The following is a 13,863-nucleotide window of genomic DNA, read 5'->3' on the forward strand; positions in this document are numbered from 1 at the left end:
ACGCTGCCCTGCGCTCCTTTCATGGCCCCCCTGCTGTCCCTGACGGGGCACCCGTGATTGGATGCCATGCAACATTCCCCCCACGCACCTGCCCCGATTGATGGATTCGCCGCGCGCCTGATCAAGCGCAGCATGCTGGTCCTGCTTGGGCCGGCCTACTTTTTGTTTATTGCATTTGTCCCCTTGCTTTGCGCCCGCCGCAAAGGGTTTCGGGGCTGGTACTGGCGCAAGGTCAAACGGTCTTGTTCACATCTGTTGTGGCTGCTTGGCGTGCGGGCAGAAATGTCATCGCAGGATCAGGCCCGCCTTGCCACCGATGAAAACAGCATCATCGTGATCAACCACCGCAGCCATCTGGACGGATTCGCCCTGATGCATGTGGTTCCCGATGCCAAATGGTTCACTTTTGCCGCTAAGAAAGAGCTTTGCGATGCCAAGCTGCTCAGCACCGGTTTCAACGGTGCCGGCCTGGTGCCCATAGACCGCGCAAGCGGCTCTGTTGCGATGGAAACACTGACACAGGCGGTGCGCGAAATGCCCAGCCGCCGCTCTGTGGTGTTATTCCCCGAAGGGACGCGCACCAAAGCCGAAAAACTGGGCGAATTCAAAGCCGGTGCCGTCCTTGTTGCCCGCGATACCGGGCGTAGCATCACCCCCATCGTCATCCACGACAGTGACGTTTTGCTGCCGCGTGGCAAATCCATCCCCGCCAGCGGCGTGATCCATATTGAGGTGTTGCCGCCGTTTGTCTGCGACCCGACCGCAACAGTGGATGCGGACGTGACCCGCCTGCGCGACGCGATGGTGGCCGCATTTGATGCCCGACGGGCGAACCCGCAGCCATAAATCCAACCACACAGGCGCAACCACGCCGCGATATCGCCCCCGCGCTCTTGCAGCACTCCGCCGGCTGTCCTAAGACCAAGCCAACACCAGCGCACACGAGGCCAGCCATGCTTGATCTGACATACGACACCCCGAAACCCCGCGTGATTGCAGGCGCCAAACATGATTGGGAACTTGTGATCGGTATGGAGGTCCACGCGCAGGTCTCGTCTAATTCGAAACTGTTCTCCGGTGCCTCAACGCAATTTGGCGCGGAACCCAATAGCAACGTGGCCTTTGTCGACTCGGCCATGCCCGGCATGTTGCCCGTGATCAACGAGTTCTGCATTGAACAGGCTGTGCGCACCGGCCTTGGTCTGAAGGCGCAAATCAACCTGAAATCCGCTTTTGACCGCAAGAACTATTTCTACCCTGATCTGCCGCAAGGCTATCAGATTTCGCAGCTTTACGAACCCATTGTTGGCGAAGGCGAGGTTCTGGTGGAACTGGGGGACGGCACCGCCCGTCTGGTGCGCGTGGAACGCATCCACATGGAACAGGACGCGGGTAAATCAATCCACGATATGGACCCGAACATGTCTTTTGTGGATTTGAACCGCACCGGTGTCTGTCTCATGGAGATTGTCAGCCGCCCCGACATTCGGGGCCCCGAAGAAGCCGCCGCCTATCTTGCCAAGCTGCGCCAGATCCTGCGTTATCTGGGCACCTGCAACGGCGACATGCAATCAGGTGCCATGCGCGCCGATGTAAACGTGTCAATCTGCCGTGTAGGCCAGTACGAAAAGTATCAGGAAACACAGGACTTTTCTCATCTCGGCACCCGTTGCGAGATCAAGAACATGAACTCCATGCGCTTTATCCAGCAGGCGATTGACGTCGAAGCTAAACGTCAGATCGCGATTGTTGAGGCAGGTGGCGAAGTCACGCAGGAAACCCGCCTGTTTGACCCTGACAAACAGGAAACCCGCTCCATGCGCTCCAAAGAAGAAGCGCATGATTACCGTTACTTCCCCGATCCCGACCTGTTGCCATTGGAAATAGAACAGGCATGGGTCGATGATATCGCCGCCAAGCTACCCGAACTGCCGGACGCCAAGAAAGCGCGGTTTATCAATGACTTTGGCCTGTCGGACTATGACGCTTCGGTTCTGACCGCCGACCTTGATAGTGCGGGCTATTTCGAAGCTGTCGCACAGGGGCGTGACGGAAAAATGGCCGCGAACTGGGTGATCAATGAACTGTTTGGCCGTCTGAAAAAAGATGAGAAAGACATCTCGGACAGCCCCGTCACGCCGGCTCAGCTGGGCGAAATTGTCGAACTGATCGGTTCAGACGCCATTTCAGGGAAGATCGCCAAGGAAGTCTTTGAAATCAGCTATACCACAGGCCGCGACCCTGCCGAGATCGTCGAGACCGAAGGCATGAAACAGGTTACCGATACCGGTGCCATCGAGGCCGCAGTGGACGAAATCATCGCTGCCAACCCCGATCAGGTGGCCAAGGCGCAGGCCAACCCGAAACTCGCAGGGTGGTTTGTCGGTCAGGTGATGAAAGCCACCGGCGGCAAGGCAAACCCGAAAGCGGTAAACCAGATCGTAGCGGCCAAGCTCAAGTAGGGCGGGGTTTTCCCCGCCGCCGCACGCCAGGATATGAAAAATGCGGGGCCATCCCTGCCCTACGGAAAGCCAGTTCCATGAATGCCCCCTTCCGCTCAAACCTGATGACGGTGAAACCCGAATGGATAGACTTTAACGGTCATTTGAACATGGCTTACTATAACGTCCTGTTTGACCAGTCGATCGATCAACTCTATCCGCAACTCGGCTTTGGCTATGATTATGTAAAGGCGACCGGCTGTACCACCTATGTGGCTGAATTCCATGTCTGTTACCTGCGCGAATTGCATGAAGGAAACGAAGTTTACGCCACCTTCCATTTGGTAGATTTCGACGAAAAGCGTTTTCATAGCTATAGCGAGCTTTATCACAAGGACGGCTGGCTGGCCGCCACTGCCGAGGGGTTGACCCTGCATGTCGATCAGTCCGGCCCCAAGGTTGCGCCAATGCCCCAGTCCATTCAGGATGAAATGGCCGCCTACCAAGCGCGACAGACAACCCCGGTTGACCCGTCCCGCATTGGCCGCCAGATTTCGCTGACCCGCAAACCGGGCTGACGCCGCGCCCGCCCGCGTCGGATGGGCGGGGACATCACGGCGGATTTTCTCATCTGCCTGCCTTGGCCCGTTCCCTTTCCTACCACCATGGGCTAAACCGCTTTGACCCAAATCAGAGACATCCAATGCCCCGTTTTGAATATAAAGTTGTCCCCGCCCCGCAAAAAGGCCTGAAAGCCAAAGGCATCAAAGGTGCCGAAGCACGTTTCTCCCATGCGCTTGAGGAACTGATGAATGGTCTGGCGGGGGATGGCTGGGAATACCAGCGCGCCGAAACCCTGCCCAGCATCGAACGCGCCGGACTGACCTCAACCACCACCGAGTGGCGTAATGTGCTGGTGTTCCGCCGACTGCGTGAAAACGACACAGCAGCCTTCGCGCCGGAATTGCTGCCCCCACCACCCACCGAGATGGAGGTCGACGCCGCGGAAACGGCACCGCATATATCCGAAACTAGCGATACCCCCAAAGCCTCACCAGTTGTTGCCTCCCCGACCGTAGGACCAGCCCCCACCGCAGCAGCAGATGCCGCGCCAGCCTGGGACAACGGCGTAGAAGACACCGCCGATGTTGCAGGTGTCGGCTCGACACTTGAAACTCTCGCCGCAGCACGTAAATCAGCAAAAACAGATGGTTAATGCAGGGTCCTAAACATCCAGATCCAGCGCCAGAGCGTGAATTCGCCCCATCAGCTCGGGACCAATTGCCCCATGCACGGCCCTGTGGCGGGCAATTCGCGACATGCCGTTGAATGCCTCTGACCTGATCCGCACGTTAAAATGGCTCTCGCCACCCTCTTGAAATCCGGCGTGTCCACGATGACTTTCACTGTCATCCACCACGTCCAACTCCCGCGGCGACAGCGCCGCTTGCAACCGCGCTTCAATCTCTTGCGTTTTCGACATGTTTTTTCGCTTTGCCCCCTTCAATATCGCCCCACAGCCTCTAGACTGACCAGCCTGAGTCGGAAAGGTCCATCCCCATGAGCAAATCAGATCCCTTCGGTTTCGACATGTCCGTGTCGACCTCCAAAAAGAAAAACCCACGGGGCCGCCGTGGCATGTCGGGCGCATCGGAAACCTCGACACGGGTATGCGACCACGATGGTTGCGAAGAGGCTGGCAAGTTCCGCGCGCCCAAGGCCCCTGACGTGTTGGACGATTACTTCTGGTTCTGTCAGCAGCACGTGCGTGAATATAACCTCAAATGGAACTTCTTTGACGGGACAACCGAAGCCGAAATGAACGCCCAGCAATCCGAGGATAAGGTCTGGGAACGCAAGACCAAACCGATTGGCGATCCAGAAGCCCGCGCATGGGCGCGCCTGGGCATTGAGGACCCGCATCAGGTCTTGGGCAAGAACGCCACGCAGAACCCCGGCAAAGGGGCCCAGTCAGGCCGCCGCCTGCCGCCCACCGAGCGTCGCGCCGTGGAGATTCTGGAGGTCAAGGACAACATGACCAAGCCGGAAATCCGCAAGGCCTATAAGGTACTGATCAAGGTCCTGCACCCCGACATGAATGGCGGTGACCGCAGTCAGGAAGATCAGTTGCAGCAGGTGATGTGGGCATGGGACCAGATCAAGGGCAGCCGCAGCTTCAAGGATTGAACGCTTGGCCTCACCCCGCCAAGGCAAGGAGGCCAATATGGACTATCCCTATGATTTAGGACGCTATTCCCGCAAGATCACAACCAAAAGTGCCGAGGCGCAGCGTTGGTTTGATCGGGGGCTGAACTGGATTTACGGGTTCAACCACAAAGAAGCGATTGCCTGTTTCGAACGGGCAGCCGCGGCAGACCCGAGTTGCGCCATGGCCTATTGGGGCCATGCCTATGCGGCAGGCCCCAACTATAACATGCCTTGGGTTCTGTATGACTCTAAAGGTCGCGCTGAAGCTCTGAACGAGGCCTATACAGCGACCCGCAAGGCCCTTGTGCATATCGCCCACATGAGCGCCCCTGAAAAAGCGCTGATTAACACGTTGATCCATCGCTATCCGCAACGCGCGCCGATTGACGATATGGCCCCGTGGGATCACGCCTTTGCCGAAGCGATGCGCGCGGTGCAGGCTGAATTTCCCGACGATGCAGATATCGCCGCGATTCATGTTGATGCGCTGATGAACCTGACGCCGTGGAATATGTGGGACCTGCCCACTGGCGCTGTTGCCAAAGGGGCCGCCACAGTCGAGGCACGTACCGTGCTTGAACGCCAGATGACCTTGCCCGATGGTATGGCCCACCCCGGAATTCTGCATCTCTATGTGCATCTGATGGAAATGTCGCCAATGCCCGAACAAGCGCTGAAGGCCAGTGATGTCCTGCGCACCTTGCTGCCGGATGCCGGCCATATCGTGCATATGCCCAGCCATATTGACGTGCTGTGCGGCCATTACGAAAACGTGGTGCGCTGGAACGAGAAGGCGGTTGAGGCTGATCTGAAGTATTACGAGGCCGAGGGCGCGTTCAACATCTATACCGGATACCGGCAGCACAATTATCATTTTGTGATCTACGGGGCCTTGTTCCTTGGGCAATACGAACCTGCCATTCGGGCGGTACGCGGCATGGACGCCACCACGCCAGAGGCGCTTTTGAACATCCAGTCGCCGCCAATGGCCGACTTTTTCGAGGCCTATCTGAGCATGGAACCCCATGTGATGATCCGGTTCGGCATGTGGGAAGATATCCTGAAACTGGCCCTACCCGATGACGTCGAAACCCGCTGTACCAAGGTTGCGATGATCGAGTACGCCAAGGCGTTGGCCCTGTCCGCCCTTGGCCGCGTGCCAGAGGCCGAAGCGCAATACGAGGTGTTCACCGCTGCCAAGACCCGCGTGCCGGACACCCGATTGCTGCATAATGTGCGGGCCGTGGATCTGTTACAGATTGCCACAGCCATGCTGGACGGAGAGTTGGCTTATCGCAAAGGGGCTTATGATTATGCCTTCCAGCGCCTGCGGGATGCGGTCGCGCTGGATGATGCCCTGCCCTATGATGAACCCTGGGGCTGGATGCAGCCGACGCGCCATGCACTGGGGGCGCTCTTGTTCGAGCAGGGCCATTTTGCGGAGGCAGAACAGGTCTTTCGTCAGGACCTCGGGTTGGCCGAGGGTCTCCCCCGCGCCTGTCAACATCCAGATAACGTCTGGGCGCTGCGCGGGCTGTATGACTGTTTGCTGGCGCAAGGAAAAACCGGCGAGACCGCCCACTTAAAGCTGCGCCTTGATCTGGCGACAGCCCGCGCCGACCGTCCTGTTAAAGCGGCCTGCGGCTGCGCACAGGCCGCCATGTCGTAACGTTCGATCCGCAATCTGGCCTCACGGGGAATAAACCCTTAGGCCAACCCTTGCAGCTACCCCGGATATGTTGCACCAATTGCCCGAACACATCTTCCCTTGGGGAAGTACCGATGAAAGGACGACCTCATGGCCGACGGCACGCTGGATCTCGACGCAAAACCAACACAAGACATCAGCGTCCGCGACGTTTTTGGCATTGATACCGATATGGTCGTCAAAGGCTTTGCAGACCGCACCGACCGGGTGCCGGAACTGGACAGCACCTATAAATTTGACCCTGATACGACACTGGCGATCCTTGCAGGCTTTGGCCACAACCGCCGCGTCATGGTTCAGGGCTACCACGGCACCGGTAAATCGACCCACATCGAACAGGTGGCAAGCCGCCTGAACTGGCCCTGCGTGCGGGTCAACCTCGACAGCCACATTTCCCGTATCGACCTGATCGGCAAGGATGCGATCAAGTTGAAAGACGGTGTGCAAGTCACTGAATTCCAAGAGGGTATTTTGCCCTGGGCCCTGCGCAACCCGACAGCAATTGTGTTCGACGAATATGATGCGGGCCGCGCGGATGTGATGTTCGTGATCCAGCGCGTTCTGGAAGTCGACGGCAAGCTGACCCTGTTGGACCAGAACAAGGTGATCGAGCCACACCCCCAATTCCGCATTTTCGCCACCGCGAACACGGTCGGTCTGGGCGACACAACCGGTCTTTATCACGGCACACAACAGATCAACCAAGGCCAGATGGACCGCTGGTCACTGGTCGCGACGCTGAACTATCTGTCGATTGACGCGGAAACCGCCATCGTTCTGTCCAAGAACCCGCATTACAATACCGAGGCGGGCCGCAAGACCGTCAAGCAGATGGTGACCGTTGCCGACCTGACGCGCACGGCCTTTATGAACGGTGAACTATCCACGGTAATGTCACCGCGGACCGTCATCGCATGGGCGCAGAACGCCGAGATTTTCCGCAACGTCGGCTATGCCTTCCGCCTGTCCTTCCTGAACAAATGTGACGAACTGGAGCGCCAGACCGTTGCAGAGTTCTATCAGCGTTTGTTTGACGAGGAATTGCCGGAGTCAGCGGCGAGTGTGAGCTTGGGGTGATCCTTGGATTTCGAGGAAATTCGGAAAATTTCAAACATCGAGCTAACGCTAGAAAAAGCAAAGTTGTTAGAGGTCGCTAAACCGCCGTATTCATCCGGTGTTTACGCGCTTTTTTTTGAAAGCCAGAGGGTTTACGTTGGTGTTGCGCGTGGGAAAAAGGGCCTGAGAAATAGAAAGCGCAACTATGTTGGCGGCGACGAAAGGCATACGACCCATAGGCAATTTATTCAGCGGTTTCCTGAAAAGTCGGAACGTACTGCTTTCATATTGAAAAATGTATCAATGGCTTGGTTCGAGATAGAAACCGCCCAGCTTGCCGAGGAAACAGAAGTTAGGCTGATCTCCTTACTAAAGCCTGCGTGGAACCGAATAGGGAAGAAAGACTGATGTCAAAACCAACCGACAACCCCGCAGATGCGTTCAAAAAGGCGTTGGCCGAAGCCTCCAAGGTTATGGCCAATGATCCCGAGTTGAACGTCACCTATTCGGTCGACCCTTCCGGCCTGACCGGCGAAACCATGCGCCTGCCGCAGGTGTCCCGCCGCATGACCCGCGAAGAAGTGTTGCTGGCACGGGGCACGGCGGATGCGCTGGCCTTGAACCGGCGCTATCACAACGGCCAGACTCATGCGAAATATGCCCCGCAAGGCGATATGGCGCGGGACCTTTACGAGGCGATGGAAACCGCCCGTTGCGAGGCCATGGGTGCCCGCGACATGCCCGGCACCGCTGGCAACATTGATGTCAAAATCAAACACGAGGCCCTGCGCAAAGGCTATGATCAAGCCAAACAGGCCAGCGATGTGCCCTTGGCCACAGCTGCCGGATACCTTGTGCGCCATCTGGCCACGGGACGCGACCTGCCTGCCGGGGCGGAAAACGCCATGGAATTGTGGCGCGGCTTCATCGAAGAGCAGGCCGGCGGCACGCTTGAGAACCTGAACGACATTCTGGAAGATCAATCGGAATTCGCCAAATTCGCCCGCAAGATGATCAGTGATCTGGGCTATGCCGATCAGCTGGGCGATGACCCTGACATGCTGGACGAGGACAACGAGGACGAGGCCGAAGAAGGCGCAGAAGAGGAACAGGATCCCGACAGCAGCGGTCAGGATGATCAGGACGACGAAGAGGCGGAAGGCAGCGCCGAGCAGTCGCAGGAAGAGCAGCAAGACAGTTCCGAGGCGCAGGTCTCGATGGACGACATGGCCGATCAGGAATTGGGTGAAGAAGCCGAAATGCCCGAGGGCGACGCCCCGATGGAGCCCCCCGCCCCGCAACCGGTTTCCGACGCCGACCCGAATTATCTGGTCTATCTCGACACCCATGACGAGGTGATCGGGGCCGAAGATCTTGCCGATGCGGTAGAGCTGGAACGCCTGCGCGCCTATCTGGATCAACAGCTTGAGCCATTAAAAGGAGCGGTTTCGCGCCTTGCCAACAAGCTGCAACGGCGTTTGCAGGCACAGCAGAACCGCTCTTGGGAGTTCGATCTGGAGGAAGGCACGCTGGATGCCGGACGACTTGCCCGCGTTGTGGCAAACCCAACCACGCCGCTGTCGTTCAAACAGGAAAAAGACACTGAATTCCGCGATACCTGTGTGACGTTGCTACTGGACAACTCTGGCTCCATGCGGGGGCGTCCGATCTCGATTGCGGCGATCTGTGCCGATGTTCTGGCGCGCACCTTAGAACGCTGCAACGTCAAGGTGGAAATCCTTGGCTTTACCACCCGTGCGTGGAAAGGTGGCCAAGCCCGCGAGGCATGGCTAAACGATGGCCGCCCCGTGCAGCCCGGTCGTTTGAACGACCTGCGCCACATCATCTATAAATCTGCCGATGCCCCCTGGCGACGGACCCGTGACAATCTGGGCCTGATGATGAAAGAGGGTCTGCTTAAGGAAAACATCGACGGAGAGGCATTGGAATGGGCGCACCGCCGGATGATGGCGCGCCACGAGGCCCGCAAAATCCTGATGGTGATTTCGGACGGGGCACCAGTGGATGATTCCACCCTGTCGGTGAACCCGGCGAATTATCTGGAAAAACACCTGCGCGATGTGATTGCCATGGTTGAGAAACGCAAGGCGGTTGAATTGCTGGCGATTGGCATCGGACATGATGTGACGCGGTATTATGATCGCGCGGTGACGATCACCGATGTGGACCAGTTGGCCGGTGCAATGACAGAGCAACTGGCGGCGTTGTTTGACAGTGATCCGCGGGCACGTGCGCGCGTTATGGGTATGCGTCGCGCCGGTTGATCCCGTGGGATTGAGTTTAAAAGCAAGATGAAGGGGGGACGGATGTTCCAGAGTTTCGAGGTAACTGCGAGGCCGGAACAGGGGCCGCCCCGTTTGCTGGCGCTGCGCGCTGAACTGGATGTTGAGGGGCTGGACGGTTTTTTGGTGCCCCGCGCTGATGCCCATCAGGGAGAATATGTCGCCGCCCATGATGACCGGCTTGCATGGCTGACAGGGTTCACCGGATCTGCCGGTTTTTGCTGTGCTTTGCGCGATGTGGCCGGCGTGTTCATCGACGGGCGCTATCGCACACAGGTCAAGGCGCAGGTGGCGGCGGAGTATACCCCCGTACCATGGCCTGAAGTATCCTTGGCTGATTGGTTGAAGGACCGTTTGCCGCATGGGGGCACCATCGGGTTTGATGCCTGGTTGCATACGCCGGACCAGATTGCCCAGACCAAAGACACCCTGAAGGGGACGGGCATTGCCTTGCGCGCCTGTAGCAACCTTGTCGATCGCATTTGGCAGGATCAGCCGGCACCGCCAATGTTTCCGGCCAAGGTCCATCCGGTTGAATTTGCCGGTGAACCCCATACGGACAAGCGGGAACGGCTGGCACAGACGCTAAAAAGTGCCGGACAAAAGGCTGCCGTAATCACCCTGCCCGACAGTCACAACTGGCTGTTGAACATTCGCGGTGCCGACATCCCGCGCAATCCGGTGGCACATGGGTTTGCGATATTGCACGACGATGCCAGCATTGACTTGTTCATGGCAGCAAGCAAGCTGGAGGGCTTGCAGGATCATCTGGGGCCACAGGTCCGTTGCCATGCGCCGGAGGTGTTTATTGACAGGTTGGCCACGCTGGACGGGCCGGTGCGGCTGGACAAGCACTCCGTGCCGGTGCGTGTTGCCGACAGTTTGGGCGAAGCTGCAGTATGGGGGCCAGATCCCTGCGCCTTGCCTAAAGCCTGCAAGAACGATGCAGAAATACAAGGATCGGCGCGGGCCCATTTGCGCGACGGGGCGGCCCTGTGCGAATTGCTGGCCTGGCTTGACGCCCAGCCCACGGGCAGTGTCACGGAAACGCAGGTAGTGCGCCAGCTGGAAGCGGCGCGGCGCAAAGACAACGCCTTGCAGGACATCAGTTTCGAAACCATCGCAGGCACTGGCCCAAATGGGGCAATCATGCACTATCGCGTGACCGAAGAAACCGATGCGACATTAGAAGATGGTCAGTTGATTGTGCTGGATTCAGGTGGCCAGTACCTTGACGGGACCACCGACATTACCCGGACCGTGGCCATAGGTACGCCCCCTGCCGAGGCCTGCGCTGCCTTTACCCGGGTGCTGGCCGGGATGATCGCGATGAGCCGTCTGCGCTGGCCCGTGGGGCTTGCCGGCTGTCATATCGAAGCCATCGGGCGTATGCCGCTCTGGCTTGCCGGGCAGGATTTTGATCATGGTCTGGGCCATGGTGTGGGTGCCTATCTAAGTGTTCACGAAGGACCGCAACGGCTGAGCCGTGTCAGCCAGTTGCCCCTGCAGTCGGGGATGATCCTGAGTAACGAACCGGGGTATTACCGCGAAGGGGCCTTTGGCATCCGCATTGAAAACCTGCTGGTGGTGCGTCCAGCCCCTGCGCTTGCGGGCGGCGATGACCACCGCGCGATGCTGCATTGGGAGACCCTGTCGTTTGCGCCCATTGACCGGCGGCTGATTGATCTGTCCCTGCTGGATGCCGACGCGCGGGACTGGTTGAACAGCTATCATGCGCAGGTGGCTGAAAAAATCGGACCACGGGTATCACCTGTTACAAAACTATGGTTGGATGCGGCAACTGCACCACTTTGACGTGCGCCACGATAGTTTGAGGGGAAACGAATGAGCAATGAAATCAAGATTACCAAGGCATCCGGGTCTTGGACAGTGCGCGCTGGCGGTGCGGTTCTGGGGGAAACCGACGCGGCGCTTGCGCTGACCGAAGGCGACCGCGCACCGGTGATCTATTTTCCCCGCGATGACATTGCCCTGGCCTTTCTGGACAGCAGCGACAAGACAAGCCACTGCCCACATAAGGGCGACGCCAGCTATTACTCTGTTGTCACCAAAAGCCGGACGTTGAAGGATGCCGTCTGGTCTTATGAAGATCCGCTGGATTCAATGGCGGAAATCAAAGGCTATCTGGCGTTCTACGACATGGATGAAATCGCCGTAGAGCAACTTTAACGCTGGTGAAACTGCGCCCGGATGGATCAGCCTATCCGGTGCGCAGTGATCCCTAAGCAGCGACCGCAGTCGGGCCAACAACAGACGGCAATTCAAATGAATTGCCAAACCACGGCTGCGTCAGCTCAAGCCCCTCTGTCGGGGTGCCAATCAACAGCGCAACCACATTACCGCGATACAGCACTTCCGCGCTTGTCCCGTCCAGCGTCGAGCGCACCAAGAGGTTTTCACCGTCGGATATAACCGCATTCTCGCCGTCCACGCCGACCAGCATCAGAACATCCTCGGCGGGATCAAAATCGGTAACGATCACCGTGTCCTGATCAATTTGTCCTGTGCCCAGAGCGCGGATCAAATCAGCCCCTGCGCCACCGTTGACCAGATCGCCATCATTGGCTGTGATGGTGTCGTTGCCGGTGCCGCCGTTCAACGTGTCGGCCGCCCCATCATCAAGCCCAGCATAGTCCGTTGATAAAGTCAGCTCCTGAAATCCTATGATCTGGTCGTCACCGTCATTACCATTGATCAGATCGGCGCCTGTGCCGGCAAGAATCACATCATCCGCAGCGCCCCCATTTACGCTGTCGTCACCGGCCCCGCCGCGCAGCGCATCATTGCCGCGACCGCCATTGATGAAATCATCACCGGCATCGCCATTTATGACGTCATTGTCGTCGCCCCCGTCCATCACATCATCGCCGCTCATTCCCCAAAGTGTATCTGCGCCGGTTTCGCCGCCAAGGGCATCATCCCCTGCCCCCCCGATCAGGAAATCATCACCGCTGCCGCCGCTGAGCGTGTCATCAGCCCCGCCCCCCCGCATTTCATCGTCTCCTGCATCGCCGCGCATGTCATCTGCCGCGCCGGATCCGGTAAGTGTGTCATCCCCTGACGTCCCTTGAAGTGGCGCAGGCAGCGGGGCCTCTGCGACATTGCCAAGCCAGGACAGATCGGCCGCCAGCACCACCGCATCCGTATCGCGCAGCACCGCAACCAATCGCCCGTCCAGCGATACATTACTGTCTTCACCATTGGCCGCCTGAGCCACCGAAATCCGGTCGCTGCCGGCCTCAATCGACAATTCGGAGCCGGCGCTGACCGCCAAGAGCAGCATATCCTCAGCCGGGTCGAAATCGGTGACGGTGATCCCACCGCCCTCTCGCTGGTCAAAACCGATGGTGCGGAACAAATCCTCACCTGTTCCACCGGAAACGGTATCGCCGTCATTGCCGGTAATGGTGTCATCACCGCTGCCGCCGTTCAACTCGTCTGGCAACAGATCATCCTCACCCGCGGCAAACCCCTCTGCCACCGGCAAGCGGAAGCCGGTAATCAGATCATCGCCGGACCCGCCAAAGACCGTGTCCGCCCCATTTCCCGTCTCGATCAGGTCATCCCCCAAATTGCCGATCAGCGCGTCATCGCCCGCCCCGCCCAGCAACACATCATCCCCCTTGCCACCACGCAGCACGTCGTCCCCATCGTCACCGCGCATAATGTCATCGCCAAAACTGCCATTCAGCCGGTCATCGCCATCCCGCCCCCAAAGCGTATCCGCACCGGTGCGCCCCAACAGCAGGTCGTCACCCTGACCACCAATCACAAGGTCATCCCCGCCGCCGCCAATCAAGGTATCTGTACCGGCGGACCCGTGCAGCGCGTCGTTACCGTCCAGCCCGCTGATCAGATCGTTCCCGCCTGTGCCGACCATGAAATCATTCCCTGTGCTGCCTTCAACCGGATCAGGGTTCGATTGTGGCGGCGTCACCACGGAGGCGTCATTGTCATTGTCCTCTTCTTCATCCGTCCCAACAAAAGACGCAAAAAGTCCAAGACCGATCATTGGCAATAGAATATAGGCGAGCATGGCAGCGCGGCTCCCGAAATTGAATTAACGAAAAACAGCCCGCCAAAACACGGAGGCTGCACAGCCAGCCAAACCCGAGGGCGGCGGCAT

The 13,863-nt window shown here is 58.5% G+C and carries 13 protein-coding genes; 11 read left to right on the top strand and 2 right to left on the bottom strand.

The window, feature by feature from the left end; translation table 11 throughout:
• Positions 1 to 66: 66 nt before the first annotated feature.
• The 4 genes from HKX44_RS06545 to HKX44_RS06560 all read left to right on the top strand — a co-directional run bounded on the left by HKX44_RS06545 (position 67) and on the right by HKX44_RS06560 (position 3,657).
• Complete coding sequence (locus HKX44_RS06545) at positions 67 to 846, top strand: lysophospholipid acyltransferase family protein (RefSeq protein ID WP_276150470.1); 780 nt, start codon at positions 67 to 69, stop codon at positions 844 to 846.
• 107 nt (positions 847 to 953) lie between these two features.
• Positions 954 to 2,462, top strand: a complete 1,509-nt coding sequence (gene gatB, locus HKX44_RS06550; RefSeq protein ID WP_276150471.1) for an Asp-tRNA(Asn)/Glu-tRNA(Gln) amidotransferase subunit GatB — start codon at positions 954 to 956, stop codon at positions 2,460 to 2,462.
• Between the two features lie 77 nt (positions 2,463 to 2,539).
• Positions 2,540 to 3,019: a thioesterase family protein gene (locus HKX44_RS06555; RefSeq protein WP_276150472.1), complete on the top strand. Its 480-nt coding sequence runs from the start codon at positions 2,540 to 2,542 to the stop codon at positions 3,017 to 3,019.
• A 125-nt stretch (positions 3,020 to 3,144) separates the two neighbouring features.
• Entirely contained in the window at positions 3,145 to 3,657 is a 513-nt protein-coding gene (locus HKX44_RS06560) for a DUF4177 domain-containing protein (protein WP_276150473.1), read from the top strand.
• Positions 3,658 to 3,666: 9 nt separating this feature from the next.
• Here the strand turns inward: HKX44_RS06560 and HKX44_RS06565 are convergent, their stop codons facing one another.
• Positions 3,667 to 3,924, bottom strand: a complete 258-nt coding sequence (locus HKX44_RS06565; RefSeq protein ID WP_276150474.1) for a BolA family protein — start codon at positions 3,922 to 3,924, stop codon at positions 3,667 to 3,669.
• Between the two features lie 77 nt (positions 3,925 to 4,001).
• On the opposite strand from HKX44_RS06565, the gene HKX44_RS06570 reads away from it, so the two are divergent.
• The 7 genes from HKX44_RS06570 (at position 4,002) to HKX44_RS06600 (ending at position 11,906) form a co-directional block, all read left to right on the top strand.
• Positions 4,002 to 4,628 carry a J domain-containing protein gene (locus tag HKX44_RS06570; protein ID WP_276150475.1) on the top strand — a complete coding sequence of 209 codons (627 nt, stop codon included), beginning with the start codon at positions 4,002 to 4,004 and terminating at the stop codon, positions 4,626 to 4,628.
• A 37-nt stretch (positions 4,629 to 4,665) separates the two neighbouring features.
• Complete coding sequence (locus HKX44_RS06575) at positions 4,666 to 6,318, top strand: hypothetical protein (RefSeq protein ID WP_276150476.1); 1,653 nt, start codon at positions 4,666 to 4,668, stop codon at positions 6,316 to 6,318.
• Positions 6,319 to 6,447: 129 nt separating this feature from the next.
• Positions 6,448 to 7,434, top strand: coding sequence for a cobaltochelatase subunit CobS (gene cobS / locus HKX44_RS06580; protein ID WP_276150477.1), 987 nt, complete (start codon positions 6,448 to 6,450; stop codon positions 7,432 to 7,434).
• A gap of 3 nt (positions 7,435 to 7,437) precedes the next feature.
• The gene (locus HKX44_RS06585) at positions 7,438 to 7,821 is read left to right on the top strand and encodes a hypothetical protein (RefSeq protein WP_276150478.1); all 384 of its coding nucleotides are present in this window, start codon (positions 7,438 to 7,440) and stop codon (positions 7,819 to 7,821) included.
• Complete coding sequence (gene cobT, locus HKX44_RS06590; RefSeq protein WP_276150479.1) at positions 7,821 to 9,698, top strand: cobaltochelatase subunit CobT; 1,878 nt, start codon at positions 7,821 to 7,823, stop codon at positions 9,696 to 9,698. Before HKX44_RS06585 ends, cobT begins: the two co-directional genes overlap by 1 nt.
• A gap of 42 nt (positions 9,699 to 9,740) precedes the next feature.
• Positions 9,741 to 11,531: an aminopeptidase P family protein gene (locus HKX44_RS06595; RefSeq protein ID WP_276150480.1), complete on the top strand. Its 1,791-nt coding sequence runs from the start codon at positions 9,741 to 9,743 to the stop codon at positions 11,529 to 11,531.
• Between the two features lie 30 nt (positions 11,532 to 11,561).
• Complete coding sequence (locus HKX44_RS06600) at positions 11,562 to 11,906, top strand: DUF427 domain-containing protein (protein WP_276150481.1); 345 nt, start codon at positions 11,562 to 11,564, stop codon at positions 11,904 to 11,906.
• A 52-nt stretch (positions 11,907 to 11,958) separates the two neighbouring features.
• On the opposite strand, the gene HKX44_RS06605 is transcribed toward HKX44_RS06600, so the two are convergent.
• Positions 11,959 to 13,773, bottom strand: a complete 1,815-nt coding sequence (locus tag HKX44_RS06605; protein ID WP_276150482.1) for a calcium-binding protein — start codon at positions 13,771 to 13,773, stop codon at positions 11,959 to 11,961.
• Between the last annotated feature and the right edge of the window lie 90 nt (positions 13,774 to 13,863).

The organism is Sulfitobacter sp. M05, from assembly GCF_029285175.1.
In the GTDB taxonomy this organism is placed as follows: domain Bacteria; phylum Pseudomonadota; class Alphaproteobacteria; order Rhodobacterales; family Rhodobacteraceae; genus Sulfitobacter.

Excerpts from the sequence above, each read along its gene's own strand:
- HKX44_RS06560 (WP_276150473.1), top strand. The coding sequence starts at position 3,145 with ATGCCCCGTTTTGAATATAAAGTTGTCCCCGCCCCGCAAAAAGGCCTG.
- cobT (WP_276150479.1), top strand. The coding sequence starts at position 7,821 with ATGTCAAAACCAACCGACAACCCCGCAGATGCGTTCAAAAAGGCGTTG.
- HKX44_RS06575 (WP_276150476.1), top strand. The coding sequence starts at position 4,666 with ATGGACTATCCCTATGATTTAGGACGCTATTCCCGCAAGATCACAACC.
- HKX44_RS06545 (WP_276150470.1), top strand. The coding sequence starts at position 67 with ATGCAACATTCCCCCCACGCACCTGCCCCGATTGATGGATTCGCCGCG.
- HKX44_RS06605 (WP_276150482.1), bottom strand. The coding sequence starts at position 13,773 with ATGCTCGCCTATATTCTATTGCCAATGATCGGTCTTGGACTTTTTGCG.
- HKX44_RS06600 (WP_276150481.1), top strand. The coding sequence starts at position 11,562 with ATGAGCAATGAAATCAAGATTACCAAGGCATCCGGGTCTTGGACAGTG.
- HKX44_RS06570 (WP_276150475.1), top strand. The coding sequence starts at position 4,002 with ATGAGCAAATCAGATCCCTTCGGTTTCGACATGTCCGTGTCGACCTCC.
- HKX44_RS06565 (WP_276150474.1), bottom strand. The coding sequence starts at position 3,924 with ATGTCGAAAACGCAAGAGATTGAAGCGCGGTTGCAAGCGGCGCTGTCG.
- HKX44_RS06555 (WP_276150472.1), top strand. The coding sequence starts at position 2,540 with ATGAATGCCCCCTTCCGCTCAAACCTGATGACGGTGAAACCCGAATGG.
- HKX44_RS06595 (WP_276150480.1), top strand. The coding sequence starts at position 9,741 with ATGTTCCAGAGTTTCGAGGTAACTGCGAGGCCGGAACAGGGGCCGCCC.
- gatB (WP_276150471.1), top strand. The coding sequence starts at position 954 with ATGCTTGATCTGACATACGACACCCCGAAACCCCGCGTGATTGCAGGC.
- cobS (WP_276150477.1), top strand. The coding sequence starts at position 6,448 with ATGGCCGACGGCACGCTGGATCTCGACGCAAAACCAACACAAGACATC.